Genomic DNA, 26,762 nt, shown 5'->3' with positions numbered 1-26,762 from the left:
CAGGGGAGGCATCTCGTGACCGCACCGCCGAAAATCCTCGCGATCAACGGATCCGAACGGGACGGCAACACCGCCGACGTACTCCGCTTCGCCGCCGCCACCGCCGAGGCCCGCGGCTTCGAGTTCGAGGCCGTGGACCTGCGGAACATCAAGATGGACCGCTGCGGCCCCTGCGGCGACTGCAACGACCGGACCATCCCGTGCGCGGTCACCGACGGCGTGCCGCAGGTCGTCGCCAAGATGGTCGCCGCGGACGGCATCATCTTCGCCGCGCCCGTCCACGGCTTCGGCACCGCCAGCCTGATGCAGACCTTCATCGAGCGGGCCGGCGTCGGCTACCTGCGCTTCGACCGCCCCCTCAGCAACAAGGTCGCGGGCGTCATCTCCGTCGCCCGCCGCTACAGCGGCGGCGAGGTGTGGGCCCAGCTCACCGTCAACGCCCTGCTCAACCGCATGATCGTGGTCGGCAGCGGCTTCCCCGCCACCGTGCACGCCCTGCACCGCGGCGACGCGGCCAAGGACGAGGAAGGCCTCAAGAACGTGGAGCGCCTCGTCGACCGGATGGCCGACATGATCGAGCTGCTGCGCGAGCACCGCCGGCTCACCGGCCGCGACGACCTCCTCGCGGCCAAGGAGACCAACGAGCGCGTCGGCCTCGCCCTCAACGAACTGCAGGTGCAGGAGTGAGCACCGCCGCCCGACCCGAGCTGGCCGGCTTCCTCGCCACGTACGAGCGCTTCAGCGGCTCCTTCTACGACGGGACCCTCGACCGCGACGACTGGGACCGCTGGCGCGCCGAACGCCTGACCACGGTGCTGCGCCACGTCACCGACCGCTCGCCCTTCTACCGCCGCCACCTCGCCGGCACCGACCTCGACGCCGTCACCCCGCAGACCCTCGCGCAGCTGCCGTTCACCACCAAGGACGACCTGCGCCGCGAGATGCACGACGTGCTGTCCGGGCCGCTGTCCGAGGCGAGCATCTACTACGAGACCACCGGCACCACCGGCGCCTCGACACCCTGCCCGCGCGGCCCCAAGGACATCGCCACCTCCAACGCGGCCGTCGAGGAGTCCTGGCGGCGCCTGTTCGAGGACCGCTTCGGGGACCGCATGCCGGTCGTCGGGCTGATGGGCCCCTCCGAGCTGTACGCGTTCGGCGACGTGTTCACCGACGTGACCGCGGCGCTGGGCGCCTGCCACGTCAAGATCTGGCCCGAGTCCCCGCGCGTCGGCTTCGCCAAGGCACTGCGCCTGATCGAACAGCTGAACGTCGAAGTGATCGTGTGCGCCCCGGCACTGTGCCTGAGCCTGGCCAAGGCCGCCGTCCACTACGGCTACGACCCCGCCGACCTGCCCGTGAAGCTGTTCCTCGTGCTCGGCGAGATCTGCACCCCGCAGTTCGCCGCCAACGTCTCCTCCGTATGGCCCGCCGCCGTGGTCCGCCCCACCCTCTACGGGTCCCAGGAGGCGCTGTGCATCGCCACCGGCGCCCCCGACGGCCGGCTGCACCTGTCCCAGCCCAACTACCTGGCCGAGCTGATCGACCCCGACACCGGCGCCGTACTCGGCGAGTACGGCGAGGGCGAACTCGTCCTGACCATGCTCGTCGACGGCGCCAAACCGCTGATCCGCTACCGCACCGGCGACCTCGCCAGGATCACGCCCGCGCCGCCCGGCGCCGGACTGCCCGGCCCCGTCGTCGACGTCATCGGACGGGTCGCCGACCGCATCCCGCTCGGCGACGCCATGCTGCAGCCCGCCGAACTGGAAGCCGCCGTACTCGAAGGCGTCCGCGGATGCCTCGGCTACCAGGTCGTCATCGACCGCCACGCGGACGGCACCGACGCCGTCACCGTACGGATGGACCTGATGCCCGGCGCCGCCGGGGACCGGGCCGCCATCGGCGCGGGCGTCGCCGAACGGCTGCGCCGCCGCACCGGAGCCCACGCCGACATCGTCGTCGACACCGACCTCGACCCGGTGACCAACACCGGATCCTTCGTCAGCTGGAAAGCGGCCCGGGTGCTCGACAACCGGTCCGGCCCCGACAAGGCGGTGCTGACGGCCCGCCGGGTCGCGCACCGCTACGCGATCACCACCTGACCCCCCGACGACCGAGGACCAAGGATGACTGACCCGCGCCAGGTGCCGGCCCGCGTCCCCGTGACGACGCACCGGCACACCACGAGGCAGCTCGCGATGCTGCCCGCCTACTGCGCCCTGGCCGACCGGTACGGAACCGACGAGGTCTACCTGCTCGAATCCGCGGCCGGCCCGGCCGGCGACCGCAGGTACCGGTTCCTGGGCTTCGGCTCGCTGCTGTCCCTCTCGGTCACCGAGGAGACCGTGACGATCGAGGGCAACCCGGCCCTGCGCCGCAGCCTCCTCGGCGCGGTACGCCACCTCCTGGACACCCCCGACCACCCCGACGACCCCGACACCGGCCTCCTCCCCGACCCCGACGCCGACTTCACCGGGCTGCGCCTGCGCACCCCCCACGACCTGTGGCCGCTGCTGCGCGCCGCCTCCGCGCTCTTCGACGCCGAAGGCTCCGCGAGCCGCTTCACCTTCGGCTTCCTCGGCTACTTCGGCTACGACACCATCCGCTACGTCGAGGAACTGCCCCGCCTCATCGACGCCCGCCCCGGCCTGCCCGACATCCACCTCGTCCTGCACCAGGGCTGCCTCGTCACCGACCTGGCCACCGACGAGTCCGAACTCCTCCTCCACGAGTCCCCGTACTGGCCGGCCCTCGACACCGACGAGGTCACCACGCTCCTCGACCGGTGCGAGCAGACCCACCCCGAGCCGGAGACCGACCCCGACGTCCCCGAGTCGCACGTCGAGGACGACACCGACCCCGACGTCTTCCACGCCGACGTCGAACGCTGCCTCAAGCACATCGCGGTCGGCGACATCTACCAGGTGCAGATCGGGCACGAGCTGTCCATCCGCTCCGCCATCGACCCCGTCCACGTCTACCGGCGGCTGCGCCGCCGCAACGCCTCGCCGTACATGTATCTCAGCAGCATCGCCGGCCACCGCGTCATCGGCGCCAGCCCCGAGCTGTTCGTCCGCATCGAGGACGGCACCGTCACGATGCGCCCCATCGCCGGCACCGTGCCGCGCAGCGACTCCGGCGACGAGGCCGACGACCTGGCCGCCGCCCACCGGCTGCGGTCCGACCCCAAGGAGATCGCCGAGCACACCATGCTCGTCGACCTGTGCCGCAACGACATCGGCCGGATCTGCGGCCCCGACACCCTGGAGGTCCCCGACCAGCTCACCGTCGAGAGCTACTCGCACGTCCTGCACCTGGTCTCGACCGTCCACGGGCAGGCGACCGCCGACGCCGACGTCTACGACATCGTCCCCGCCCTGTTCCCCGCCGGCACCATGACCGGCACCCCCAAGATCCGCGCCATGGAGATCATCGAGTCCGTCGAGCGCACCCGCCGCGGCCTGTACGCCGGCGCCCTCGGCCTGATCGACGTGGGTGGCTACACCAACCTCGCACTGTGCATCCGCACCCTCTTCCACCGCGACGGCACCTACCGCACCAGGGCATCCGCCGGCATCGTCGCCGACTCCGTGCCCGGATCCGAATGGAGAGAGACGCTGGCAAAGATGAGCGCCGCCCACTGGGCAGTGGCCGGAAAGGAATTGCTGTGACGCTGAGCTTCCCCGAGGGGGCCCGCCGGGCCCCGGAGCGGCCCACCCGGATCCTGGTCGTCGACGCCTTCGACAGCTTCGTCGACATCCTGCGCCAGTACCTCATGTCCGCCGGCGCCGAACCCGTCATGGTGCGCTCCAACGTGCTGCGCCTCGACGAGGTACATCTGATGAGGCCCGACGCGATCCTGCTCGGACCCGGCCCCGGCCACCCCGACACCTCCGGGCACGTCGAGATCGTGCGCGCCCTCGCCGGCGAACTGCCGCTGTTCGGCGTGTGCCTGGGACACCAGGCCATCGCCCGGGCCTTCGGCGGTAGCGTCGTTCCGGCCAAAAGGCTGATGCACGGCAAGACCAGCCCGATCGAGCACGATGGAAGGGGCCTGTTCGCGGGGCTGCCGCCCGGCTTCGACGCCACCCGCTACCACTCGCTGGTCGTTCCGGAGGACACCGTGCCGGCCGTCCTCCAGATCACCGCCAGGTCCGCCGACGACGGCTACGTGATGGGGCTGCGGCACCGGACGCTTCCCCTGGAAGCGGTGCAGTTCCACCCCGAGAGCTTCCGCACCGAGCACGGCATGGCCCTGATCTCCAACTTCCTGGCGGGCGTGCGCGCCTTCCACGCCGGCGCCGAGGCCTCCGCGGCCGCCTGACGGCGGCCGCGGGGCCCCGGCCCCCGAAACCGCACTCCTGAAGATGCACCGGACGCCCGCCGAACCGAGGATTTCGGCCATAGGTGCCGGCGCACTGCATCGGAGGGGTTGTGGAGTACTGGAACAGCAAGGCTGAGACGATGCCGCGCCGGGAGCTGGTCGACTGGCAGTGGCGCAGGCTCCAGCGCGCGATGGCGTTCGCCCGGCGCAACTCGCCGTTCTGGAGCGAGCGGATACCCGACGGCATCACCACTCCCGAGGAGTACGCCGCCCGGGTGCCCCTGCTCCACAAGTCCGACCTCCTCGCCGCCGAGGCGGTGGCCCCGCCGTACGGAAGCTGGCCCTCGCTCCCGCCGGAGCTGGGCGTGCGCCACCACCAGACCAGCGGAACCAGCGGAAACCCCCCGATCCGCACGTTCGACACCGAACGCGACTGGTCCTGGTGCGTGGACACCTTCTGCACGGCCCTGCACGCCAACGGCGTCCGCCCGCACCACCGCGGCCTGGTCGCCTTCGGCTACGGCCTGTTCGCCGGCTTCTGGGGCATGCACTACGCCCTGGAGCGGATGGGCTGCACCGTCGTCCCCGCCGGCGGCCTGGACTCCCGCACCCGGATCCGGCTCCTGGTCGACTACCAGATCGAGGTCCTCGGTCTGACGCCCAGCTACGCCATGCGCCTCATCGAGACCGCCGGCGACATGGGCATCGACCTGGCCCGCGAGGCCAACGTCAAGGTGATCCTGGCGGGCGCCGAGCCCCGCTCGGACTTCACGACGCGCACCATCGAGGAGGCCTTCGGCGCCCGCGTCTTCAACGCGGCCGGCACCACCGAGTTCGGCGGTGTCTTCATGTTCGAATGCCCCTCGCGGCGCAACGCCTGCCACATCAACGAGCCGTCCTGCTACGACGAGGTCCTGCACCCCGAGACCCGGCAGCCCGTCGGCTACGGCGAGGAGGGCGTCCGCGTCACCACCGGCCTGTCCCGCGAGGGCATCCAGCTCTTCCGGCACTGGACCGAGGACGTCGTCGTCAAGCGCCCGTACAGCGACTGCGGATGCGGCCGCACCTGGGACTTCTACGACGGCGGCATCCTCAGACGCGTCGACGACATGCGCAAGATCCGCGGGGTGTCCATCACCCCGGTGATGATCGAGGACGTGCTGCGCGGCTTCGAGGAGGTCCGCGAGTTCCACTCCGCGATCCGCACCGTCCGCGGCCTCGACACCATCCACGTGAAGGTCGAGACGGACGCCGTCGGCGCGGCCGCCGAGACGCTCGTCGCCCGCATCGGCGAGGAATTCAAACGCGAGATAGGCATACGCCCGCAGGTGGAGCTGACCGAAGCCGGCAGCCTGCCCCGATCCTTGTGGAAGGCGGCACGACTCCATGACGAACGAGAACTCACCGCTCACGGCTGACCAGGAGCAGCGGCTCCTGGAGACCTACCGCGCCCTCGAAGACCTGGCCCTCGGCTGCGGCGAACCCGCCGTACGGGCCGCGGTGAAGGCGGCGCTCGCCGAACTGCGCACCGCCCTCGACGGGCAGGCCGTGGAGTTCGACTACTACCGGGAACCGGCCGGCGTCCTCGCCGCCTGACGCACGTCCCGCAACCGCACGTTCCGGTACCGGACGTCCCGGAACCGCACGCATCAGAGCCGTAAGCACCACAGCCGTACGCATCAGAGCCGTAAGCACCAGAGCCGGGGGGCTCCATGTCTGTCGTCAGCCACCGTCGCGTCCACCAGTCCAGACCCGGCCGCCCCGGCCGCCCCGGCCGCACCTCGGTCGTGGCGACGGTGGTGGGCAATTTCGTGGAGTCCTTCGACTGGCTCGCCTACGGGCTGTTCGCGCCGCTGTTCGCGGCCCAGTTCTTCCCTTCCGACAACCCGGTCACCTCCCTGCTCGGCGCGTTCGCCGTGTACGGGACCGGCATGCTGTTCCGGCCGCTCGGCGGGATCCTGCTCGGCAAGCTCGCCGACCGGCGCGGCCGCCGGCCCGCCCTGATGGTGGCCATCGCCCTGATGGGCGGCGGCTCCCTGCTGATCGGCGTCGTCCCCACCTACGAGCACATCGGGATCATCGCCCCGCTGGTGCTCCTGATCGCCCGCCTCGCGCAGGGCGTCTCCTCCGGCGGCGAGTGGACCGCCGCCGCCACCTACCTGATGGAGGTCGCGCCGCCGCGCCGCCGCTGCCTGTACGGCAGCCTGTTCTCGATGACGACGATGGCCGGCGCGTTCGTCGCCTCCCTGCTCGGCGGCGCGCTCACCGCGAACCTCGGCTCCGAGACGATGACCTCATGGGGCTGGCGGGTGCCGTTCCTGCTCGGCGGGGTGTTCAGTGCGGTCCTGCTGGTGCTGCGCAGCCGCCTCGCCGAGACCGAGGTCTTCCGCCGCGAGGTCCGCAGCCGCGCCACCCGCGGCTCGCTGCGGCACGTGCTGCGCGGCCACGGCCGCCAGGTGCTGCTCGCCGCGGCGCTCGTCGGCGGCCTCGGCGCGGTCGGCGGCACCTGGTCGACGGCCGTGCCCGCGATGGGCCACCGGCTGGCCGGCTCGCAGACCATGTTCGCGGTCGCGGTCACCGTCACCGGCTCGATGATCGCGCTCCAGCCGCTGCTCGGCGCGCTCGCCGACCGCGTCGACGCGGGCCGCTTCCTCGCCGCCTCCAGCGTCGTGTTCGCGGCCCTCGGCTCGTACGGGTACCTCACCGTGACGGGTACCTTCGGCCGGCTCGTCCTCGCCTACGGCAGCGGCGTGTTCTTCCTCGGCTGCGTCACCGTGGTGCTGCCCAAGGTGCTCGCGCAGATCTTCCCGCCCGAGGTCCGGGGCCTGGGCATCGGCCTGCCGCACGCCACGACCACCGCGCTGCTCGGCGGCATCGGCCCGCTGCTCGCCGCGTACGCCGGCGAACGCGACGCCTCCGCCTGGTTCATCGCCGGCCTGATGACGGTCGTCCTCCTCGCCTGGCCCGCCGCGACCGTAGCCCGCTCCCTACCCGCCCGCGGCACGACCCCGCCCCGCCCCTTGCACGCGGTCCCGACCAGCTGAGACCCCGCCCGCTCCCCGCCCCCTCACGCCCAGGGCACGAGGGGGCGGTCTGCTCCTTCACCACCCGTGCCACGACCCCCACCCGGTCCCGGAGCCGGCTGACCAGGCGCCCGCTCGAAGTCCACTGCTGCAACTCCCTGCAAACGGGGTGCAGTAACGACCTCTTGCACTGAAAGCAGCGCTTGCGGGGGGTTTCTGCTGTTCCAGCCTCCTTGACCAGACGCATCCCCCAGAGTGAGCCTGCAACCAGGCGCAACGCGCTCGACAGGGAGGGCCACCATGGCCTTACGGTTCATCGGTAAAGATCCAGAGTCTGGCGATCACGGATGTCCGGCCGTGTGGGTGGACGACCGACGCATCCTCGTGCAGGGGCGACGGGCGGACGCTGACACGCTCAGTCGAACCTCGGCTGACGCGCCCCGGTCCGTTGATGAAGCCTTGATCGTCCTTGAGCCCAGGATGATCCCGCTGCTCAAGGAGGCCATTCGTGTCGCAGAGTCTGACTGACTTCTCCGACCTCATCAGGTCGGTTCGGGAGTCGGCCTTTCATCTGGAGATGCGAGACGGCTACGGCGTGGACAACGAGATCGAGGGCTTCGCCGCGTGGAAGCAGGGTCACCGGCTGAACCCGGACGATCGCGCCTCCTGGTGGCGGCCGTGGCTCGACCTCGTGCAGGAGGTCACTGCCAAGGGTGTGCTGATCAGGCGGGCCCGGATCGTCTCGGAGCCGGTCAGCGACTACATCGCGTACGAGCACTCGTTCACGTTCACCAATATTGCGGCCGGGGAGCAGATCCGCTGGCTCCCGCGCCGCCAGGCATCCGACCTGCTGTTGCCCGGTAACGACTACTGGCTGTTCGACGGGCGGCTGGTCCAGTTCAACATCTTCGACGGCCTCGGCCGGTGGGTGCATACCGACCAGACCGAAGACCCTGTCGTGGCGGCACAGTGCACGGCAGCTTTCGAAGCGGTGTGGGAGCGCGGCATCCCGCACGAGAAGTACACCGTCTGATTCCTGGCCCGGTCAGCTCATGCCCACGTCTCCGTTCTCCAGCGCCCAGGCTGCACGCAAAGCCGTCGCCGTCCGCCTGCAAGGGCTCATGAAGGACGCTGGGCTCTCAGGGCACGAGCTGGCCGTCCAGTGCGGTTGGCACCGAGCCAAGTCGTCCCGCATCGCTCGTGGCATCACCCCGCCCTCGGACGCAGACATCCGGGCGTGGTGCGCAGCCTGCGGAGCCCCGGACCAGGCGGCGGACATCATCGCGGCCTCCCGGAACGCCGAGTCCATGTACACCGAGTGGAGGCAGATCCACCGTGACGGCATGCGACGCATCCACGAGAAGACCACACCGCTTTACCAGCGGACCCGCTCCTTCCGCGTCTATGCCTCGAACGTCGTCCCGGGGATGCTCCAGACAGCCGGATATGCCACAGGGCTCCTGAAGGGCATCACGCGCTTCCAGGGGACGCCCGACGACGTGGCCGACGCCGTACAGGCCAGGCTCAACCGCTCCCGGGTGATCCGGGAAGGTGACCACTGCTTCGCCCTGCTCCTCGAAGAATCCGTTCTGTACTACCTCGTGTGCGAGCCCGAAGCCATGGCGGAGCAGCTCGAAGCGCTCCTGACAGTGATGCGCCGGCCGAATGTCTCCCTCGGGATCATCCCCAGGACCGCCCCCCGGATCGTCTGGCCGCTCGAAGCGTTCTACGTCTTCGACGATCAACAGGTGGCCGTCGAGACGCTGACGGCAGAGATCAACCTGACCGCGCCCGGCGAGATCAAGACCTACCTACGAGCCTTCTCCGCTATCGCCAAGACCGCCGTCCACGGAGCCCCGGCCCGAGCCTTGATCAGGGAAGCGCTCACCGCACTCGGGTGAAGCGGTGCAACAGCGTGCAACACCGTAGAGCCCGCTGAGGCCCCGTCCCTACCGTCGTCAGCACACCCGGCGACGTGAAGGCGGACGACATGACAAGGGCGAAGAAGGCGAAAGCCCCGGACTACGACCGGAACGAGTGGGAGTACGTCACCTACGCGCCCGGATACGAGTGCTCCGCCTGCCACCGGCCCATCAAGGCCCTTGAGCCCGCCCGCCGGGGAACCGTCGAGCGCACGGCCGGGGTTCCCGTGCCTTCCTACCGGCACGCCGAGTCGTGCCCCGGCCAGGCGGCCGCGTGAGACGGCTCGCGGAGTACATGACGCCCGAGGAGCGCCGTGAGCGCGCCCGGCGGTCGTTCCGTGCCCGGCACCCAACCACCCGAGAGGAGGTGAGGTCATGTCCGACCCCGGAGACCGGTTCCCGCCCCCGCCCCAGTAAGTGCCCGAGCGTCGAGAGAGAGGAAGACAGACGTGACGACGATGCTGGAATCCCCCGTCGCCCTACGGCGCGGGCGGGACCTGGTCGGTCCCGAGCTGTTCGAGAGGGTCTCCGTGTTCTGCGCGGAGGAGTACGGGCACGAGCTGTCCACCGCCCGCCGGATCGTGGACCAGGCCCTTGCCTTCCTCAAGGTCATGGGCGACACCCGTGCGTTCGACATGACCCCGTCGGACGCCGTTGACCCCGGCTGGCACTCGTTCGTGCTCCACACCCAGGCGTACGCCACGTGGTGTCAGGAGCAGTTCGGGTACTTCCTCGGGCACGAGCCCAAGGGAACCGTCCGCACCCGCCCCCTGATCGGGTCCGTGGTGGACCGCGTGAAGGCGGCCGGGTTCCAGGTCGATGACCGGCTGTGGGATGCCGCGAAGGAGTGCAACCCGCCCGCCTGCTGCGGCGACGGCGACGGCTGCTGATCCACCCCGGAAGACGAGCCCCGGGTGCGGCCAATGCGCCCGGGGCTCACCCATGAACAGAGGTTAGACCGCATGGCAGTTGATGAGAGCTTGTCGGGACAGAGCAGGGTCACCGTGTTCGCGATGTTCGACGTCGTCTTCGGCTATGCCACCCACCACCTTGACGAACGTCGGATCGGGGACGTGGGTGTGGTCGGCCCGCTGACACCGGGGGTCGAGTGGCCCCGGCTGTGGGACATGGCCCGCAACTGCGGGAAGTCCGCCGCCACGGACACTGAGCTTGCACAATGGATCCTGACCCAGGCCACCCGTGCGTTCGTCTGTGGGAGCGACCGCCTCGCGCACTTCCAAAACCAGAGCTGGAAGCTGGAACCGGGAGGCAAGCGGGTCGGCTTCGAGGCGACGTACGCCAACCGCGACCACCTGTGGACCGGGAACCTCACAGTCGAAGGGCTCACCCCGGAGCAGGTGGCCGAGCAGCCCACCATCTACCGCGCGTAACGCGATGTGGGAAGCGGCCGCACCGAACGCCGCGGTCGTGCTCGGCACTCGCTGAGTACTCATGGGGAGCTGAGTATGTGAGCCCTGCCGCCGGACCGGGGCCCGCCGGAATGCTTGGGACATGCGCCAGACATCACCGAAGCTCGCCCCCTGCCTGACCGCTCTCGCATCTGCCGTGGCATGGACCGCCTGGCTCGGCTGGGACCAGCTTCGCGACGTACACCCCGACGGCTCGGTCAGCGGCCCCTACGAGGCCTGGCAGGTGATCGGTCTCGTACTGACCCTGCTGGCAGCGGTGTGCTGGGCCGCCTTCCGAGGCCACGTCGCGGGCACGGTGCTCGGCACCACGGCCGGGCTGACCGCCGCCGCCTACTACGACTGGTCGGACGACGCCAGCGGCCTCTTCCTGGTCGGCGTGGTCATGATCATGGTGGCGAGCCTCGTGGCCACCTCCGCCCTGGCCACCCTGATCGCCTCCGTGACGCGGGCCGGACGACGAGGCGCCCCGGGACCTGCCGGAGCCTGACACCGCCGCTGCGCCCCGGCCGCCGGGTGCGGGCGGCCGGAGCGGGGGTCGGGGGTTATTGGGCGGACTGGACCTCCTGCCAGGACATCGCGCGGGAGCCGAAGTCGTCGGCGTCCACCCACAGGGCCCGCAGCCCGCGCAGGGTCACGTTCGGCCGGTAGGTCGGGGTGCCGGTGGCGAAGCGGGCGCCGGCCACCCGCTGGGCGAAGCGGGTCAGCATCAGGCGGGCCTCCAGCCGGGCCAGCGGCGAGCCGATGCACGAGTGCGAGCCGAGCCCGAACGCCTGGTGGCGCAGCGCGCCGCCGCCGGGGGCGAACGCGTCGGACTCCGGGTGCCCGGGATCCCGGTGCGCGGCCGCGAGCAGCAGCACCATGGTGGTGCCCCGCGGCACCCGGGTCCCGCCCACCTCCAGCGTGTCGGTGGCGTGCCGGTGCACCAGCTGCACCGGCGGGTCCATCCGCAGGACGTCCTCCACGACTTGGTCCGCGTACCCGCCGTCGCCGCGCAGCGCGTCGAGGCGGACCGGGTCGCGCAGCAGCGCCAGGATGCCGCCCGAGATCAGGTTGACGGTCGTCTCGTACCCGGAGTCCAGCAGGAAGCGGCAGACCGCGGCCGCGTCCCGTACCGGCGTGCGGCTGCTCTCGGCGGGCGCCGCGAGGAGCCCCGACACCAGGTCGTCGGCCGGTTCGGCCTGCCGCCGCAGCACCAGTTCCTCGAAGTACGCGTCCAGTTCGGCGCCGGCGGCGCGCCGCTCGTCCAGGCCGGGCGGGTGCTCCCCGGTCAGGGCGAGGTGCGGGTCCAGGGCCCGGGAGACGGCCAGCGCCCGCCGGTGCAGCCCGCCGCGGTCGGCCTCCGGGATGCCGAGCACCCGCGAGATGACGGCCATGGCCAGCGGATACGCCAGGTCGGTGACGACCTCCAGGCGGCCGCGGGACGCCACCGAGTCCAGGAGGTCGTCGACGAGGTCGCACAGGTCGGGCGTCAGGTCCCGCACCACCCACGGCGTGAAGTAGTGCGACAGCAGCCGGCGCAGCCGGGTGTGCTCCAGCGGATCGAGGGCGCCGGGGAAGGCCGCCGTGTCACCGGCCGGCCCGTGCATTCCCGGGCAGGCGCCGAACGTGCCGGCGGCCGGCGCGTGCAGCACCGCCTCACAGTCCGCACGGGAGGAGAACACTACGGTGCTGCTGTTCATCCAGATCGGCCCGTATGCGCGGATACGGTTGAACAGCGGATAGGGATCCGCTCTGATATCGGTCTCCAGCAGGCGGCGGAGAACCGCCTGCGCTTCACCGTCGAACGTGGTTCTTTCAGGTAGTAAAACCTGTGCGCGACCGCTGTCCATGGTGCGGACCTCCTCTGTCCGACTCCGGCCAAGTGTTGTCGTATTCACATGGGTTGATGTCTTGGCTGATCAGCGGTGGACTGCACGCGACCTCGCGGTCTCGTGGAGGATCTCGCCCATCAGGCTGGCGCTGGAGAGCACCGGGGCGGCCGTCCGGCCGTCCGCGTCCCGGCCGGCTTCGGCCTGGTTGACGGCCGTCCGCATCCGGGCCCAGGGGGTCGCCTCCACCCCTGCGGCCTCGGGTTCCGGTGGCGCGGCGGGGGCGTCGTAGCCGAAAACGCCCTGCTCCATCAGCATCCGTACGAGCGCGGTGGCCGCGCCCTTCGCGGTGGCGGCGCTGTAGGAAGGGGAGGCGGTGGCCGCTCCGCGCATGACCGCGGTGACCGGAGCGGGTTCGTCGGGCTGGGTGGTGCCGGGCGGCGCGGGCTGCTGACGGGGCCGGTGACGATCGCTCATTGGCTGTCTCCCTTGCCGGGTCGGGCTGGGGCCAGGTGCGCGGTGCGGGACCGCGGCACGCGACATCCGCCGGGCGCCGCGATTCCGCCGGGAAAAACATTCTCGAACCGGGCTCCGGCGGGCCGCTTCTCCTTCCGTGCGCAGTGTGCGTGCGCACTTTCCGAGATAGCCCGGACACTTGGCCAAGTGGCCTTGCCGGTGTGGCGGCCCGTGCCTTTGATGGTGTGCGGTGGAATACGTGCACCCTATTCACGCCGCCGCGCAATTTCGGGGCCGGTGCGGCGGGGCCGCACGGCTGTGAATCCGAACTCCGTGAGGAGTAACCATGCCGAACACCCCAGCGCAGCAGCCGGGTCAGCCGGGTACGGAGCCGGCGGCGGTGGCGCGCCTGCGCGCCTGTACGTCCGCACTCGCGCGGGACGCACGAAGCGGCGACTGGACCCCCACCCCGCTGGAACGGCGCATCGCCGGCCTGCTGGGCACCGCGGCGGCGGGCACCGGGCTGCCCACCGCACCGCAGGTGCGGGCCGCGCTGTGGGAGGGGCACGCCGTGTTCCTCCAGGACAACGGCGGCCGCTTGGCCGCCTTGCTGGCGGCGCTGCTGACGGTGCTGGACGAATTGGGGGCCGGCGGGGCCGGCGGGGTGGGCGCCGTCGGTGTCGGGGCCGGCGGGGCCGGTGAGGCCGGCGGGACTGCTCGGGTCGCTGCGTACGGCGCCGTCGTGGACGCCTGCGCTTTCGTCGCCGCGACGGCCGAAGACCATGCCGCGTGCTGACCTGGCCCCGGTCCTGCGGAGCCCGGTGGGCCCGGCCGCCCCGCGCCTGCTGACCCTCGGCAGCCGTCCCGGCCCGCTGCGCCTGCCGCAGGACGCCCCGCACGTCTGGCTCGCGGACGCGGCCGCCCGCCCGGCGAGCCTGGGGGCGCTCGCCCGCGCCCTGCTCGACGAGGCCGAACTCGAACGGGCCGCGGCCCTGCACCGGCCCTCGGACCGGCGCTGCTACCTGACCGCGCACATCGCGCTGCGGGTGCTGCTCGGTGCCCACCTGGGGCTGACCCCCGACCGGGTGCGGTTCCGGCGCGAGCCCTGCCCGTGCTGCGGCGAGCCGCACGGCCGGCCGGCACTGGCCTGCGCGTCGCCGGCCGGGCCGCTGCACTTCTCGCTCTCCCACAGCGGGGACCTGGCGCTGCTCGCCTTCGCGGCGACGCCGGTGGGGGTGGACGTACAGACGACCGGCTCCGCCGAGGAGGCCGACGAGGTCACCGGGGTGCTCCACCCCAAGGAGGAGGCGGAGCTGGCCGCGTGCGGGGCTGCGGGGCGGCCGGCGGCGTTCGCGCGGGCGTGGGTGCGGAAGGAGGCGTACCTGAAGGGGTTGGGTACGGGGTTGGCGCGGAGTCCCTCGCTGGACTACCTGGGGACCGGGGCGGGGGCGGTCAGCAGTCCGCCGGGCTGGCGGGTCGGCGACATCGCGGTCCCCGACGGATACGCGGCCGCCGTAGCGGTCCGCCGGCCCGCACCCCCGCTCTGACCCCGCCCGCGCCGGTCCCCGTCCCGGCGACGCCCTGGGGTGCGCCCCCCCTCAGCCTTGCCACGCCCGGGCGGCAACTCCCAGCCTCGCCGGCGTTCGAGGCTGCCTGCCTTGCCGGTGCGGTGGGGCGCAATTCCCAGCCTCGCCGGCGTTTGAGGCGGGCCTGGGCGGGGCCTGCCTCTGCCTCGCCGGCGCCCTGAGCCTTGGCAGCCTCGCCGGCGTTTGAGGCGCGGGCCTGGGCAGCGCCCAATCCAGCCTCGCCGGCGTTTGAGGCGCGGGGTTTGGGGCGGAGCCCCAAGACTGCAACCCGGCTGACGCCGGGCACCGGGCTCCGCCCGGACCCGCTCCTCAAACGCCGGAGGGGCTGAAGGGTGCGGGGGTTTGCCGGGCTCTGCCCGGACCCGCTCCTCAAGCGCCGGAGGGGGTGGAGGTGCGCGGGGTCAAGCGCCGGAGGGGGTGGAGGCGCGCGGGGTCAGGCCCGGAGGGGGTGGAGGGTGCGACGGGGTTGCTGTGCGGTCGGCGGGCTCGGTAGGGGGTCAGTAGGTCTGGCCGGTCGTGGGGGCGTGGACGGTGCCGATGTCGGCCAGGGCGCGGAGGACCATCGGGGGGTGCTCGGTGAGGCGTTGGAGGAGGTGGAGCCACCAGTTCGTGCCGTACGTCGCGTTGACGCGGCACGTGCGCCCCGCCTCGCGGTGCGCACGCAACAGGCCCGGCTGGACCCCGTACCGCATCTCCACCTCGGCGACCCGCGCCAGCAGCCCGCTCTCCCGGGCCGCTTCGAGCACCACCGGGTCGTGGGTGGCCAGCGACAGCCGGGCGCCGGCGTCCACGAGGTAGCGGGCCAGGCTCAGGTACCGGTCGTCGAGGGCCGGCCCGCGGCCCAGCGCGATGTGCGCGGGTTCCGGGAAGGCCCCCTTGACCAGTCGGATCCGGCGTCCGGGGCGGGCCACCGCCGCCGCGTCGTGCTCGGTGCGGTGCAGGTGCGCCTGGAGCGTCACGCCCACGTTCGGGTACCGGCCGCACAGTTCGTGGTGGACGGCCAGGACCGAGTCGACGGACGGGTACCGCTCCATGCTGAGGACGATCTCGCTGCCCCGGGCGGCGGCGGCCGCCGCGATCCGGCCGGTGTTCTCCAGGGCGAGCTCGCGGGAGAGCGCCAGCCCCATCCCGGACAGGTCGAACCCGACCTGGTCGGGGGCCCCTTCCTGGGCGAGCAGCGCCAGGTGCTCGACGACGGCCCGCTCGGCGTGCGCGGGGTCGTCGCCGTCGTGGTCGGCGGGCGCGAACTCGGCGGTCACCCGGTAGCCCTTGGCGCGCAACTGCGCCGCCTCCGTGAGGAAACCGGCCCGGTCCGGGGCCAGTACGTAGCGGCGGGCGGCGGGGGAGAGCAGTTCGCGCAGCGCCGAGCCGGGGGCGGCGAAGGCGGCCAGGCTGCGGGTGTCGGTGGCGATCTTGCGCAGGCCCTCCGCCGCGGCCTCCAGCAGGGCGCGCTGCGAGGACTCGTTCATCGTCGTCATCGCCCGGTCCCGGCCGCCCGGGACAGCAACTGCCGGATCCGGCGCCGGTCCCGCTGGAGCTGGAGGCGCGAGGCGTGCAGGGTGTACGCCACCGGCCGCACCCCGCCGGGCAGCGGCCGGGTGTCGAGGCAGTAGACGGACGGCAGCGCCGCGATCTCGTCGGCGACCGCGCGGTCGAGCCGGGCGAGGGTGCCGTCGACCGCGCCGTGCGCGTCGGCGGCCGCGTCGACGACCTGCGCCTCGCACAGCTTGGCGTAGGTGCGCCCGGCCCACCGGTCGAGGAACTCATGCGGCGCCAGGTAGGCGAGCGCCGTCAGGTCGGCCTGGTTGGCGCCCAGGCACACGTCGTCGTAGCCGGGCAGGACCCGGTCGCCGAGCCGGGGCGAGGCGTGCAGCAGGGCCGGCCCGGCTGCCGTCAGCAGGATCCGTACGTGGGCCGGGCCGTGGTCGATGCCCAGCGCGTCGAGGACCTCGTGCGCGTACCCGATGAGGGCGGGCGCGGGTCCGTGGTCGGGGGCGATCAGCGAGGTGTGGCCGTGGACGGATCGCAGGCCCTGCCGGCGGGTGTGCAGCCGGCGGACGGCGGTGACGTGGCGGCGCCCGGACCGGGAGACGGTGTCGACCGTGTACTCGGCGCCGCGGCCGCGCGCGTACGTGCCCAGCCGGGGCGCGCCGGCGCCGTTGGCGGGCAGCCCGAACCTCCGGGACAGGGCGTGGGCGAGCGGATCGCCGGAGTCCTGGCAGGCGATCACGCACAGCGGGGTGTACGGGGCCAGCCGGGCGGCGGCCGCTTCTTCCGCCGGGCCCGGGGCGCTCTCCACGTGAACCGTCCGGACACCCCATTTGGCAAATGCTTTTGGCAACAGATTGCCAGACTTCTGAGCGTCCACCAACACGGCGACGTGCGTATCTCCCCTGGTCAAGCTCGCGATCGTCATGCTCCTCCACCCCCTGGTTGGAGTGTGCTGCCGAGTGGGACGTCGAATGTTTCCAGTTGTAGGCAAAACATTGCCACAATGCTGACCATGTTGGCAATATTGAGGGTGCGTTCCGGAAAAGCAAGCGGGCGCCCGGCCGAAAACCGGCCGGGCGCCCGCTCGGACGCCGCGCGTGCGCGACTCAGGCCTGGGCGGCCTCCTGCGCCTTGCCGCGGGCCTTCATCAGGCACTCGGCGGCCAGCCGCCAGATTTCCGCGGCCAGGTCTATGTTCGAGCTCTCCTGGGCCTGCACGGCGAGCCGCTGGAGCCCCGCCAGCCCCTCGTCCTCCTCGCCGGCCAGGATCCGCAGCTGGTTGTCGAGGACGTCGAGCCGCACCCGGGTCTGGTAGGGAAGCCGCAGGTCGGAGCGGCCCAGCCGGTCGACCAGGGCGCGGGCGTCGGGCAGCCGGCCCTCATGGAAGGCGAGCCGGGCGCGCAGCACGGTCAGCGCCTGCTCCAGGGCCGGCGTCCGCGCGAACGGCAGCCCCGCCTCGGCGGCCTCGATGCACCGTTGCGCGGCGTCCGGGTCCGGTGGGAACTTCTGCAGGTGCAGTTCCGCGATGGCCACCCGCAGGCGCAGCCACAGCGTCAGGTTCTCCCGACTGTCGAACCGGTCCAGTGCCTGCTCGAACAGCTTCTGCGCGACCGCGAACTCGCCCTGGCGCACCCGCAGCGCGCCGGCCGTCCAGATGGCCTCGGCCCACAGCGTGTCGGTGCGGCCCTCGACCAGGTCGGTCAGCTCGTCCGCGTGCCGGCTCGCGTCGGGCAGCCGGCCCGCCTCGGCCTCGACGGACACCAGCACCAGCAGCGCGCCCGCGATGTCGGTCGCCGACAGGCCGTTGTCACGGGCCAGCCGGTAGGCCGTCGTCGCCGCCTCGACCGCGGGCAGTATCTCGCCCGAGATGCGCAGCGACCGGGCGTACTGGGTGAGGGTGCGGGAGCGCAGCTCGGCCAGGCCGATCTGCTCGCTGATCGCGACGAGTTCGTCGAGGTAGCGGCGCTCCGCGTGCTGCTCGCCGTGCCGGCGCTTCCAGCGGGCCAGCAGCCACAGGGCCTGCCAGCGCAGCATGGGGTCCTGCCCGTGGGCGGACTCCAGCGCCTCGGCCAGCAGCTCGCTGGTCTCGTCCGAGTCGAGCGAGGTCGCGAGGGAGAGGCTCTGGGCCAGTGAGGTGGCCTTGGACTCCTCGAACTCGGCCGGGTCGATGCCCAGCCGGCCGGCCAGGTGCGACACGGCGCGTTCGGTGGGCTGCCGGGCCCCCGATTCCAGGCGTGACAGGTAGCCGGTCGACATTCCGTCGCCGGCGAGGGCGGCCTGCGAAAGGCCACGCTCGGTCCTCAGCTGCTTCAGCCGACGACCAAATGATGGCTGCTCCAGCACGTGTATGCCCCAACGGTGTATGGGAGTGCGAAGGTTCCGGGAGGGACCGTCTTGCCGCTGCCGTGTCACAATCTTCGATCCTGTTGTGCCAGAGGGTAGCCAACAACCTTGCAGGTTAGCAAGCACTTCACGGTCCTGGCCTGCGCATCTCGACCAGAGGTCGAGCCGGTTCCGGCAAGCCATGTTGCCTGGAACCTTGGCAAGTCGTTGTCAAGTTGGCGTGATTGTCGTACGCTGGTTGGCAACACGAGGTGTACGGACCTCCCACCACCGCCCCAAGTCCGCGATGGTGCGGCCCCGCCGTGAACGCCAGGCGCGGGCCCGCCGCCGACGATGCCCACAGGAGTGGCCCAAATGACCCGTGACCGCTCTGCCGTCATCGCCGCCACCGGCACGTCGGCGCCCGGCTCCACGCAGACCGCCCCGGCCGAACCGGCCGACGAGGCCGCCGACGTACGGGAGTTCGTCACCCGGGCCTGGTGCCGACTGCTCGGCTGCACGCACCTGACCGAGCACGCGGACTTCTTCGCCCGCGGCGGGGACTCGCTGCTGATGACCCGCCTGGTGCGGTGGATCGCCCGGGAGTTCGGCGTCACCGTGCCGCTGCACGAGATGTCCCGCCGCAACCTCGGCGACCAGGTCGCACTGGTGCACTCCCTGCGCTCCCGTGCCCGCCCGCGCCGCACCGGTCCCGCCGGGGTGCGCGAGGTACGGGCCTTCGTGACGCAGGCCTGGCGCGACCTGCTCGACTGCCCGACCCCGGGGCGGCGCTCCGACTTCTTCGCGCTCGGCGGGGACTCGCTGCTGACGACCCGTCTGGTCCAGCGGGTCGGGCGGGAGTTCGGCGTCCAGGTGCCGGTCCACGACATGCTGGCGGCGCCGACCGTGGACGAGCAGACGCTGCTCGTCGTCGGCCTGCTCACCGGTGGCCCCCGCCCGACCCTGGGCCTCCCCGACCGAGCCGCCTGACCCTCACCCCGCCGCCGCCCCCCTTCGCCCTGCCGCGCCCTGGGCCGCGACCCCGTGCCTTGCCGGCGCCTGGGGTGCGACCTCTCGCCTTGCCGGCGCCCTGGGCCGCGCCCCCGTGCCTTGCCGGCGCCTGGGCTGGGCCCCTTGCCGCGCCGACCCCTGGGCTGGGCCCCCTTGCCGTGCCCGTGCGCCGGGCGTGTCTGCCTGCTTTGCCAGGTTGCCTTGGGGCGCAATTCCCTGCCTCGCTGGCGCCCTGGGTGTGACCCCTTGCCGTGGCGGTGCCCTGGGCGCGACACCTTGCTGTGCTGGCGCCCTGGGCGCGACTCCCTGCCTTGCCGGTGCCCAGGCGGCACATCCCGCCTGGGCGGCAACCTCCGCCTCGCCGGAGCCCTGTGGGGCAACCTCCAGCCTCGCCGGCGTTTGAGGCGCGGGGTTTGGGGCGGAGCCCCAACGAACAACCCGGCTGGCGCCGGGCACCGGGCTCCGCCCGGACCCGCTCCTCAAGCGCCGGAGGGGCTGGAGGGTGCGGGCGGGGTCAGCCGGGCCCTGCCCGGACCCGCTCCTCAAGCGCCGGAGGGGCTGGAGGGTGCGGGGGGTTGCCGGGCTCTGCCCGGGCCCGCTCCTCAAGCGCCGGAGGGGCTGGAGGGTGCGGGGGGTTGCCGGGCTCCGCCCGGGCCCGCTCCTCAAGCGCCGGAGGGGCTGGAGGGTGCGGGGGGTTGCCGGGCTCTGCCCGGACCCGCTCCTCAAACGCCGGAGGGGCTGGAGGGTGCGGGGGTTTGCCGGGCTCTGCCCGGGCCCGCTCCTCAAGCGCCGGAGGGGCTGGAGGGTGCGGGGGTTTGCCGGGCTCTGCCCGGGCCCGCTCCTCAAACGCCGGAGGGGCTGGAGGGGTTGCCGGGCTGCGGCCGGGCTCGGGCCTCAAGCGCCGCAGGGGCTGAGGGGTGCGACGGGGTTGCCGGGCTCTGCCCCGGGCCCGCTCCCCAAGCGCCGGCGGGGCCGGAGGGTGCGGCGGGGGCGGCGGGCTGCGCTGGGGACCGCGCGTCAAGTGCCGGAGGGGCTGGAGGTTGCGCCGGCGGGGGTTGGCGGGTGCGCGGGGGTTGCAGGGCTCTGCCCGGGCGTGGGGGGTTTCCGTGGGCGGGCGCCCCGGTCACCTGGCCCCCTCCACGCCGCGGCATCGCCGTGTTCCCGGTGTTGCGCCCGGGGCCGGTGGCTCGGATATCCGGCCCACACAGGCAAGTTGCCAAAGAATGGCAACTATTTGCCAACACGGCTCCGGCTTCGCTAGCTTCTGGCGCCAGAACACGATCGGTCCCACTTGAACACGCCCCGCCCGCCGAGGAGTCGTCATGAGAACCGTCCTGCTCGCCGCCCGAACCTCCGTGGTCCTCGGTGTCTTCGGCCTCGCCGCCGCCTTCGCGATCCCCTCCGCGAACGCCGCCGTCGGCGACAACGTCGAGTGGCCCAAGGCCTCGTCCGTGTCCGGCACATCGGTCGACGTCGAGTGGCCCTGATCCCACCGGTGACCTGGCTGCAGTGCACCGCGCCCCGACCCGACGCGCAGCGGCGCCTGGTCTGCTTCCCGCACGAGGGCGGAGTGGCCTCGTTCTTCGCCCGGTGGGCCGACCGCCTGCCCGGCACCGAGGTGCACGCGGTGTGCTACCCCGGCCGGGCCGAACGCGGCGGGGAACCCTGCGCCACCGACGTACACCTGCTGGCGGGTGACATCGCCCGGGCCGTGAGCCCGCTCGCGGACCGCCCGCTCGCCCTGTTCGGCCACAGCCTCGGCGCCTGGATCGCCTTCGAGACCGCCCGGTCGCTGGCCCGGGCCGGCGTCGCGGTGAGCCACCTGTTCGCCTCCGGCGCGCGCGCCCCGCAGACCCGTACCGCCCCGCAGACCCGTACCGACCCAGGTACCGGCACGGACCCCCGGACCCGTACCGCCCCGCAGTCCGGCGGCGGCCCGGACGACGGCCGGGGCCTCGCCGGCTGCGGCGACGGCGAGCTCGCCGCCGTCCTCGACGGCGGCGTCGCGGAACTGCTGGCCGAACCCGTCCTGCTGAAACTGGTCTTTCCGTACGTCGAGGCGGACGCCAGGATGGCCGACGGATACGTCCACCGGCCGGGACCCCTGCTCGACTGCCCGGTCACCACCCTCGTCGGGGCCGGCGACCCCGTCGTCACCGCCGAGGACGCCGCCGCCTGGGCGCACCAGACGCGCGGCACGCACAGCGGCCACACGCTGCCGGGCCGGCACCACTACCTGGCGGCGCACCCGCCGCTCGCGCTCGTACGCCAGATGCTGGACGCCGCCGCGAGCGATCCGGGACGGCCCGGACCGCCGCTGCACCACCGTTGAGAGGAAGCCGCACCTCATGCCGCACATCTCGCTCGACAACGACCTTCCCGGAATCAGCGGCCTGCTGGCCCAGCGCCCCGACACCGCGGCCCCGCTGGGGCTGCTCGCGGACGCCCTGCTGCGCGCCCCCGCCTCGCTGCCCGCCGGCGAACGCGAGCTGATCGCGGCCTACGTCTCCGAACTCAACGCCACCCGGTTCTGCTCCGACTCGCACAGCGCCTTCGCCGCCGCCCAGCTCGACGGCGGCCAGGACCTGGTCGCGGCCGTGCTCAAAGACCCGGAGACCGCCCCGGTCAGCCCGAAGGTCCGCGCGCTGCTGAAGGTCGCCGCCGAAGTGCAGGCCGCGGCCCGCCCGGTCGCCGCCGCCACCGTCGAGGCCGCCCGCGCCGCCGGCGCGAACGACCAGGACCTGCACGACACCGTCCTGATCGCCGCCGCCTTCTGCATGTACAACCGCTACGTCAACTGCCTGAACACCGACCTGCCGGCCGACCCCGGCTACTACGCGCAGTCCGCGGAGCGGGTCGTCTCCCAGGGCTACGGCCGCCCCGCGGCCACGGTCGGCTAGGGGCATCCCGGTGACCGCCGCGCGCAAGTGGACCGCACAGGACGTCCCGGACCAGACCGGTCGCACCGCGGTGGTCACCGGGGCCACGTCCGGCATCGGCTTCGCGACCGCCAAGGAACTCGCCCGGCACGGCGCCCACGTCGTGCTCGCCGTACGCGACACCGGCAAGGCCGCCGTCGCCGCGGCCCGCATCAGGGCCGCCGTCCCCCGGGCCGAACTGACCGTACAGCGCCTGGACCTGGCGGACCTGGGCTCCGTACGGGAAGCCGCCAAGGAGCTCGCCGACCGCTGCGAGCGCATCGACGTGCTGCTCAACAACGCGGGCGTGATGTGGACCCCCGAGGCCCGCACCGCGGACGGCTACGAGCTGCAGTTCGCCACCAACCACCTCGGCCACTTCGCGCTCACCGGCCTGCTCCTCGACACGCTCCGCGCGACGCCCGGCGCGCGGGCCGTCACGATCAGCAGCTACGTGCACCGCCTGGCCCGCATCGACTTCGCCGACCTCAACGCCGAGCGCCGCTACAGCCGGTACCGCGCGTACGGCCAGTCCAAGCTCGCCAACCTGATGTTCAGCCTGGAACTCCAGCGTCGGCTGGCCGCGGCGGGCGCGGACACCGTCGCCGTCGCCGCGCACCCGGGGCTGGCCGCCACGGGTCTGGGCCGGGACTTCCCGGCCGCCTTCCACCGGATCGGGCCGACCCTGGGCCCGCTGTTCCTCCAGCCCGCCGATCGGGGCATGCTGCCGGGGCTGCGCGCCGCCACCGACCCCGGCGTGCGCGGCGGGCAGTTCTACGGGCCGCTCGGCCTCACCGAGACCCGCGGGCACCCCGGGCCGGTGCGCACCGGTGGCTCCGCCCGTGACCCGCGTGTCTGGCGGAGGCTGTGGGAGGAGTCCGAACGCCTCACCGGCGTCTCGTACGGCATCTGAACGGTGCCCGTCCCAGCCTCCCCGACGCCCTGAGCATTGGCAGTCTCGCCGGCGTTTGAGGAGCGGGCCCGGGCGGAGCCCGGCTACCCCGTCGCACCTTCAGCCCCTCCGGCGCTTGAGGAGCGGGTCCGGGCGGAGCCCGGCAACCCCCCGCACCCTCCAGCCCCTCCGGCGCTTGAGGAGCGGGTCCGGGCGGAGCCCGGTGCCCGGCGCCAGCCGGGTTGGTCTTGGGGCTCCGCCCCAAACCCCGCGCCTCAAACGCCGGCGAGGCTGGATTGGGCGCTGCCCAGGCCCGCGCCTCAAACGCCGGCGAGGCTGGATTGGGCGCTGCCCAGGCCCGCGCCTCAAACGCCGGCGAGGCTGGGGCTTGCACCCCAAGGCGTCGGCCCGGCCGGGGTGGGCTCTGCCCGGGGTTCGCCTCAAACGCCGGCGAGGCTGCCAAGGCTCAGGGCGCCGGCGAGGCTGGATCTTGCCCGTCAGGGCGTTACTCCTCGAGCGCCGGCGGGGTCAGTGGACGTCGAGGCCGCCCAGGAACCACTGCTTCAGCGCGTCGATCCGCTGCTCGACCTCCGCCCGGCCGGCGCCCTCGACGAGGAACACCGCCAGGAAGTCGCCCGAGTGCGCGGCCTCCGACAGCACGTCCCCCTCGGCCGCGAACAGGGTCTGCTTGAACACGCCCGGCGGCCGCGCCGCCGGGTCGGGCAGCCGGTGGACCGTGCCCGGGCGCATCGTGAACGCCAGCTGTCCGGCAGCCGGCTGCGGCACCCGGCGCCCGGACGCCTCGCCCGGCAGCCCGAACTGGCGCAGCACCGGCAGCTCCGCCGGGTCGACGGCGAACATGTGCCGGTGCAGGTCCCGCACCCCGGCGCCGCCCGCCCGGCACGCCGCCTCGCACAGCACGAGGTCGTCGTCCGGCGTGCGGAACACCTCGATGTGGAAGGCGTGGTCGGGCGGCCCGCCGAGCGCGGCCAGCACCCGCTCCGCGAACGCGATCAGCCGGTGCGCCATCGGGTCCCCGGCGTCGAGCGCGATGTCCACCCGCCCGCTGCGGTCGGTGTAGTCGGCCAGCGCGTACTGGTACTGCGAGGGCCAGATGGAGGCCGTGCGGCCGTCCAGCACCACCCCGTCGACATGGCACATCGCGCCCTCGACGAACGCCTCCGCCAGCCACTCCGGCTCGCCGTCCGGGCCCTCCAGCACGGCCTGCCCGGCCCACTCGGCCAGCTCCTGCGGCGTGCGCAGCACCCGCAGCCCGATCGAGCTCAGGCCGCGCCGGGGCTTGACCACCACGGGCAGGCCGTGGACCGCCGCGAACCCGCCGAGGTCCTCACGCGCGTGCAGCAGGACGTGGTCGGCGACCGGTATGCCCGCCTCCACGGCGATCCGTTTCATCTCCCACTTGTCGCGGTACGGCACCGCGGTCGCGGGCAGCTGCCCGGGCATCCCGAACTTCTCGCGCAGCAGCGCGGCCCGCTCGATGTCCCGTTCCGTGACGGCCACGATGTCGGTGACGCCGTATTCGCGTATCAGCTCCTCGGCCCGGTTCTCCACCCGCGGGCTCTCGTCGTAGCCGACCACCGCCTCGGCGTGCACGTACGGCGCGAAGTCCGGGAGCTCCTCGCCGAAGTACGCCAGCTGCTCGGCGGAGGCCAGCAGCACGAGTTTGGAGCCGGTCGCGGCGAGCCACCGGTGGTACGGCGTCGCGGCGAGCGAATTGCGGTGCAGGATCAGGATGGTCACTTCGAAGGCTCCTCGTTCCAGATGCTGACGTAGCGCTCGCCCGTGTCGGGCAGGATGGCGACGATGGTCTTGCCGGCGTACGCGGGGTCCCGGGCGAGCAGACCGGCCGCGTACAGGGCGGCGCCCGCGGAGACGCCGACGAACAGGCCCTGGCGGCGCAGCACGGCACGGGCCTCGGCCGGCGCCGCCTCGTCGGGGACGGGCACCACCCGGTCGACGATCGAGGCGTCGGTGGTGGGCGCGACGAAGCCGCCGTTGAGGCCGGGGATGCGGTGCAGCCCGCCGTACCCCCGGGACAGCACGGGGGAGTTCTCCGGCTCCACGGCGACCACCTCGACCGCCGGGTCGCGCTCCTTGAGGTAGCGGCCGGCGCCGCTGAGGGTGCCGCCGGTGCCGACGCCCGCGATCAGCACGTCGATCCGGCCCGCGGTGTCGGCCCAGATCTCCGGGCCGGTCGTCTCGTAGTGCGCGAGGACGTTGTCGGCGTTCTCGTGCTGGCGCGCGTACCAGGCGCCGGGCACGTCCCGCTCGATCTCCTCGGCGCGCGCGATGGCCGCGGCGAAGCCGTCGGCGCCCGGGGTCTCCACCACCTCGGCGCCCAGCGCCCGCAGCAGGCCCTTGCGTTCGGGGGTGGCGCTGTCGGGCAGCACGACGGTGCAGCGGTAGCCGCGCACCGCGCACAGCGCGGCCAGCGCGATGCCGGTGTTGCCCGAGGTGGACTCCACCACCGTGGAGCCGGGCCCGATGTCGCCGCGGGCCTCGGCGCCCCGCAGCAGGTAGCCGGCCGCGCGGTCCTTGACGCTGGCGTACGGGTTGGCGGACTCCAGCTTGGCCAGCACCTCCACGCGCGGGTCGGCGCCCTCCAGGTCGAGGCGGACCAGCGGGGTGCCGCCGATCAGGTCCTCGACCCCGCCGGCGATCCGGCGCCCGGCCGCGTCCGGGGCGAGGGCGGAGAAGGCCGGCCGCGCGGCGACGGGCGCGGCCACGGCGACGGACGGGGCGGACGCGGAGGGTGGGGCGGAGACGGCGGACGGGGCGGACCCGGCGGGTGGGGCGGCGGCGCGTGCGGTGGCGGGCGCGGCGGTGGGTGTGACGGTCATGGTTCTGCTCCTGGAGCGGACGGGTCGGGACGGCGGGACGGGCGGGGGAGTGGGATCGGCGGTCGGGCGGGCCGGGTCACCAGGCCCCGGCCGAGGCGTGCAGCCGCACCAGGTCCTCGGCCGGGGTGGCCTGCGCGTGCGGCGGCAGGACGACCGAGGGCGGGGCGTACACGCGGGAGCCGGCCTCGATGTCGTGGACGACGGTCGCGCCCGCGCCGATCAGCGCGCCCGCGCCGACCGTGACCGGGCCCAGGACGGACGCCCCGGCGCCCAGCACCACCCCGTCGCCGACCGCCGGATGGCGGCGCTGGCCGGCGGGGCGTTCGTTGTCGACCCACCAGCCGACCGCGCCCAGCGTCACCTGGTGGTAGATCGTCACGTCCGCGCCCACCACGGCCGTCTCGCCGATCACGACGGCCGCGCCGTGGTCGATGAAGACCCGCCGGCCGAGCACGGCGCCGGGGTGGATCTCCACCCCGGTGCGCCGGCGCGCGGTGTGCGCCAGCAGCTGCGCGGTGCCGCGCAGGCCCCGCCCGTGCAGGCGGTGCGCCAGGCGGTGCGCCCACAGGGCGTGCAGCGCCGGGTGCCGGGCGGCCGCCAGCCGCGAGTGCACCGACGGATCGCGGGCCAGGACGGTCTCCAGGTCCTCGCGCAGGGCCGCCGCCAGTGCCCGCCCGGCGGCACTCCGCCGGGCGGCCGTGCTCCGTACGCTCATC

General features: G+C 73.2%; 28 protein-coding genes. 20 read left to right on the top strand and 8 right to left on the bottom strand.

Going from position 1 to position 26,762, the window contains the following annotated elements:
• Positions 1 to 15 precede the first annotated feature (15 nt).
• The 13 genes from OG764_RS40285 (at position 16) to OG764_RS40225 (ending at position 11,189) form a co-directional block, all read left to right on the top strand.
• Positions 16 to 687, top strand: coding sequence for a flavodoxin family protein (locus OG764_RS40285; protein ID WP_328973809.1), 672 nt, complete (start codon positions 16 to 18; stop codon positions 685 to 687).
• A complete protein-coding gene (locus OG764_RS40280; RefSeq protein ID WP_328973808.1) occupies positions 684 to 2,105 on the top strand; it encodes a phenylacetate--CoA ligase family protein in 1,422 nt (473 codons plus the stop codon). The genes OG764_RS40285 and OG764_RS40280 overlap by 4 nt, the downstream gene beginning before the upstream one ends.
• A 24-nt stretch (positions 2,106 to 2,129) precedes the next feature.
• On the top strand, positions 2,130 to 3,674 hold the full coding sequence (locus tag OG764_RS40275) for an anthranilate synthase component I family protein (protein ID WP_328973807.1): 1,545 nt from the start codon (positions 2,130 to 2,132) through the stop codon (positions 3,672 to 3,674).
• The gene (locus tag OG764_RS40270; RefSeq protein ID WP_328973806.1) at positions 3,671 to 4,327 is read left to right on the top strand and encodes an anthranilate synthase component II; all 657 of its coding nucleotides are present in this window, start codon (positions 3,671 to 3,673) and stop codon (positions 4,325 to 4,327) included. Before OG764_RS40275 ends, OG764_RS40270 begins: the two co-directional genes overlap by 4 nt.
• 110 nt (positions 4,328 to 4,437) lie before the next feature.
• Positions 4,438 to 5,745, top strand: coding sequence for a phenylacetate--CoA ligase family protein (locus OG764_RS40265; protein WP_328973805.1), 1,308 nt, complete (start codon positions 4,438 to 4,440; stop codon positions 5,743 to 5,745).
• Complete coding sequence (locus OG764_RS40260; protein WP_328973804.1) at positions 5,714 to 5,923, top strand: DUF6052 family protein; 210 nt, start codon at positions 5,714 to 5,716, stop codon at positions 5,921 to 5,923. The genes OG764_RS40265 and OG764_RS40260 overlap by 32 nt, the downstream gene beginning before the upstream one ends.
• A gap of 116 nt (positions 5,924 to 6,039) precedes the next feature.
• Positions 6,040 to 7,371, top strand: a complete 1,332-nt coding sequence (locus OG764_RS40255; protein ID WP_328973803.1) for an MFS transporter — start codon at positions 6,040 to 6,042, stop codon at positions 7,369 to 7,371.
• A 487-nt stretch (positions 7,372 to 7,858) separates the two neighbouring features.
• The gene (locus OG764_RS40250; RefSeq protein ID WP_328973802.1) at positions 7,859 to 8,383 is read left to right on the top strand and encodes a DUF6879 family protein; all 525 of its coding nucleotides are present in this window, start codon (positions 7,859 to 7,861) and stop codon (positions 8,381 to 8,383) included.
• 19 nt (positions 8,384 to 8,402) lie between these two features.
• Positions 8,403 to 9,251 carry a helix-turn-helix domain-containing protein gene (locus OG764_RS40245; protein WP_328973801.1) on the top strand — a complete coding sequence of 283 codons (849 nt, stop codon included), beginning with the start codon at positions 8,403 to 8,405 and terminating at the stop codon, positions 9,249 to 9,251.
• Between the two features lie 89 nt (positions 9,252 to 9,340).
• Positions 9,341 to 9,550 carry a hypothetical protein gene (locus OG764_RS40240; RefSeq protein ID WP_328973800.1) on the top strand — a complete coding sequence of 70 codons (210 nt, stop codon included), beginning with the start codon at positions 9,341 to 9,343 and terminating at the stop codon, positions 9,548 to 9,550.
• Positions 9,551 to 9,730: 180 nt separating this feature from the next.
• Positions 9,731 to 10,162 carry a hypothetical protein gene (locus OG764_RS40235; protein WP_328973876.1) on the top strand — a complete coding sequence of 144 codons (432 nt, stop codon included), beginning with the start codon at positions 9,731 to 9,733 and terminating at the stop codon, positions 10,160 to 10,162.
• A gap of 72 nt (positions 10,163 to 10,234) precedes the next feature.
• A complete protein-coding gene (locus tag OG764_RS40230; RefSeq protein WP_328973799.1) occupies positions 10,235 to 10,663 on the top strand; it encodes a hypothetical protein in 429 nt (142 codons plus the stop codon).
• Between the two features lie 121 nt (positions 10,664 to 10,784).
• Complete coding sequence (locus OG764_RS40225) at positions 10,785 to 11,189, top strand: hypothetical protein (RefSeq protein ID WP_328973798.1); 405 nt, start codon at positions 10,785 to 10,787, stop codon at positions 11,187 to 11,189.
• Between the two features lie 55 nt (positions 11,190 to 11,244).
• Here the strand turns inward: OG764_RS40225 and OG764_RS40220 are convergent, their stop codons facing one another.
• Together OG764_RS40220 and OG764_RS40215 are read right to left on the bottom strand one after the other, a co-directional pair.
• Entirely contained in the window at positions 11,245 to 12,381 is a 1,137-nt protein-coding gene (locus OG764_RS40220; protein WP_328973797.1) for a cytochrome P450, read from the bottom strand.
• A 219-nt stretch (positions 12,382 to 12,600) separates the two neighbouring features.
• Positions 12,601 to 12,987 (bottom strand): hypothetical protein, encoded by a 387-nt coding sequence (locus OG764_RS40215; protein WP_328973796.1) that lies wholly within the window; start codon positions 12,985 to 12,987, stop codon positions 12,601 to 12,603.
• A gap of 325 nt (positions 12,988 to 13,312) precedes the next feature.
• On the opposite strand from OG764_RS40215, the gene OG764_RS40210 reads away from it, so the two are divergent.
• On the top strand, positions 13,313 to 13,762 hold the full coding sequence (locus tag OG764_RS40210) for a hypothetical protein (protein ID WP_328973795.1): 450 nt from the start codon (positions 13,313 to 13,315) through the stop codon (positions 13,760 to 13,762).
• Positions 13,749 to 14,513 (top strand): 4'-phosphopantetheinyl transferase family protein, encoded by a 765-nt coding sequence (locus OG764_RS40205; protein WP_328973794.1) that lies wholly within the window; start codon positions 13,749 to 13,751, stop codon positions 14,511 to 14,513. Before OG764_RS40210 ends, OG764_RS40205 begins: the two co-directional genes overlap by 14 nt.
• A 536-nt stretch (positions 14,514 to 15,049) precedes the next feature.
• Here OG764_RS40205 and OG764_RS40200 read toward each other — a convergent pair.
• The 3 genes from OG764_RS40200 to OG764_RS40190 form a co-directional block, all read right to left on the bottom strand.
• Positions 15,050 to 16,030: a proline dehydrogenase family protein gene (locus OG764_RS40200; protein ID WP_328973793.1), complete on the bottom strand. Its 981-nt coding sequence runs from the start codon at positions 16,028 to 16,030 to the stop codon at positions 15,050 to 15,052.
• Entirely contained in the window at positions 16,027 to 16,851 is an 825-nt protein-coding gene (locus OG764_RS40195; RefSeq protein ID WP_328973792.1) for a hypothetical protein, read from the bottom strand. The genes OG764_RS40200 and OG764_RS40195 overlap by 4 nt, the downstream gene beginning before the upstream one ends.
• 298 nt (positions 16,852 to 17,149) lie before the next feature.
• The gene (locus OG764_RS40190; RefSeq protein WP_328973791.1) at positions 17,150 to 18,385 is read right to left on the bottom strand and encodes a helix-turn-helix domain-containing protein; all 1,236 of its coding nucleotides are present in this window, start codon (positions 18,383 to 18,385) and stop codon (positions 17,150 to 17,152) included.
• Positions 18,386 to 18,739: 354 nt separating this feature from the next.
• On the opposite strand from OG764_RS40190, the gene OG764_RS40185 reads away from it, so the two are divergent.
• The 5 genes from OG764_RS40185 to OG764_RS40165 all read left to right on the top strand — a co-directional run bounded on the left by OG764_RS40185 (position 18,740) and on the right by OG764_RS40165 (position 23,206).
• Positions 18,740 to 19,354, top strand: a complete 615-nt coding sequence (locus tag OG764_RS40185; RefSeq protein ID WP_328973790.1) for an acyl carrier protein — start codon at positions 18,740 to 18,742, stop codon at positions 19,352 to 19,354.
• 1,343 nt (positions 19,355 to 20,697) lie between these two features.
• Positions 20,698 to 20,862: a hypothetical protein gene (locus OG764_RS40180; RefSeq protein ID WP_328973789.1), complete on the top strand. Its 165-nt coding sequence runs from the start codon at positions 20,698 to 20,700 to the stop codon at positions 20,860 to 20,862.
• Positions 20,863 to 20,870: 8 nt separating this feature from the next.
• Positions 20,871 to 21,707, top strand: a complete 837-nt coding sequence (locus OG764_RS40175; RefSeq protein ID WP_328973788.1) for a thioesterase II family protein — start codon at positions 20,871 to 20,873, stop codon at positions 21,705 to 21,707.
• A 16-nt stretch (positions 21,708 to 21,723) separates the two neighbouring features.
• Positions 21,724 to 22,275 (top strand): carboxymuconolactone decarboxylase family protein, encoded by a 552-nt coding sequence (locus OG764_RS40170; protein ID WP_328973787.1) that lies wholly within the window; start codon positions 21,724 to 21,726, stop codon positions 22,273 to 22,275.
• A 10-nt stretch (positions 22,276 to 22,285) separates the two neighbouring features.
• Entirely contained in the window at positions 22,286 to 23,206 is a 921-nt protein-coding gene (locus tag OG764_RS40165) for an oxidoreductase (protein WP_328973786.1), read from the top strand.
• Between the two features lie 507 nt (positions 23,207 to 23,713).
• On the opposite strand, the gene OG764_RS40160 is transcribed toward OG764_RS40165, so the two are convergent.
• The 3 genes from OG764_RS40160 to epsC all read right to left on the bottom strand — a co-directional run bounded on the left by OG764_RS40160 (position 23,714) and on the right by epsC (position 26,761).
• Positions 23,714 to 24,946 carry an ATP-binding protein gene (locus OG764_RS40160; RefSeq protein WP_328973785.1) on the bottom strand — a complete coding sequence of 411 codons (1,233 nt, stop codon included), beginning with the start codon at positions 24,944 to 24,946 and terminating at the stop codon, positions 23,714 to 23,716.
• Positions 24,943 to 26,046, bottom strand: a complete 1,104-nt coding sequence (locus tag OG764_RS40155; protein ID WP_328973784.1) for a PLP-dependent cysteine synthase family protein — start codon at positions 26,044 to 26,046, stop codon at positions 24,943 to 24,945. Before OG764_RS40155 ends, OG764_RS40160 begins: the two co-directional genes overlap by 4 nt.
• Positions 26,047 to 26,122: 76 nt before the next feature.
• Positions 26,123 to 26,761: a serine O-acetyltransferase EpsC gene (epsC, locus tag OG764_RS40150; protein WP_328973783.1), complete on the bottom strand. Its 639-nt coding sequence runs from the start codon at positions 26,759 to 26,761 to the stop codon at positions 26,123 to 26,125.
• Position 26,762: the final 1 nt, after the last annotated feature.

Origin of the sequence: Streptomyces sp. NBC_00239, assembly GCF_036194065.1 — a bacterium.
Taxonomy (GTDB): domain Bacteria; phylum Actinomycetota; class Actinomycetes; order Streptomycetales; family Streptomycetaceae; genus Streptomyces.
This window is presented reverse-complemented; position numbering and strand designations above follow the sequence as displayed.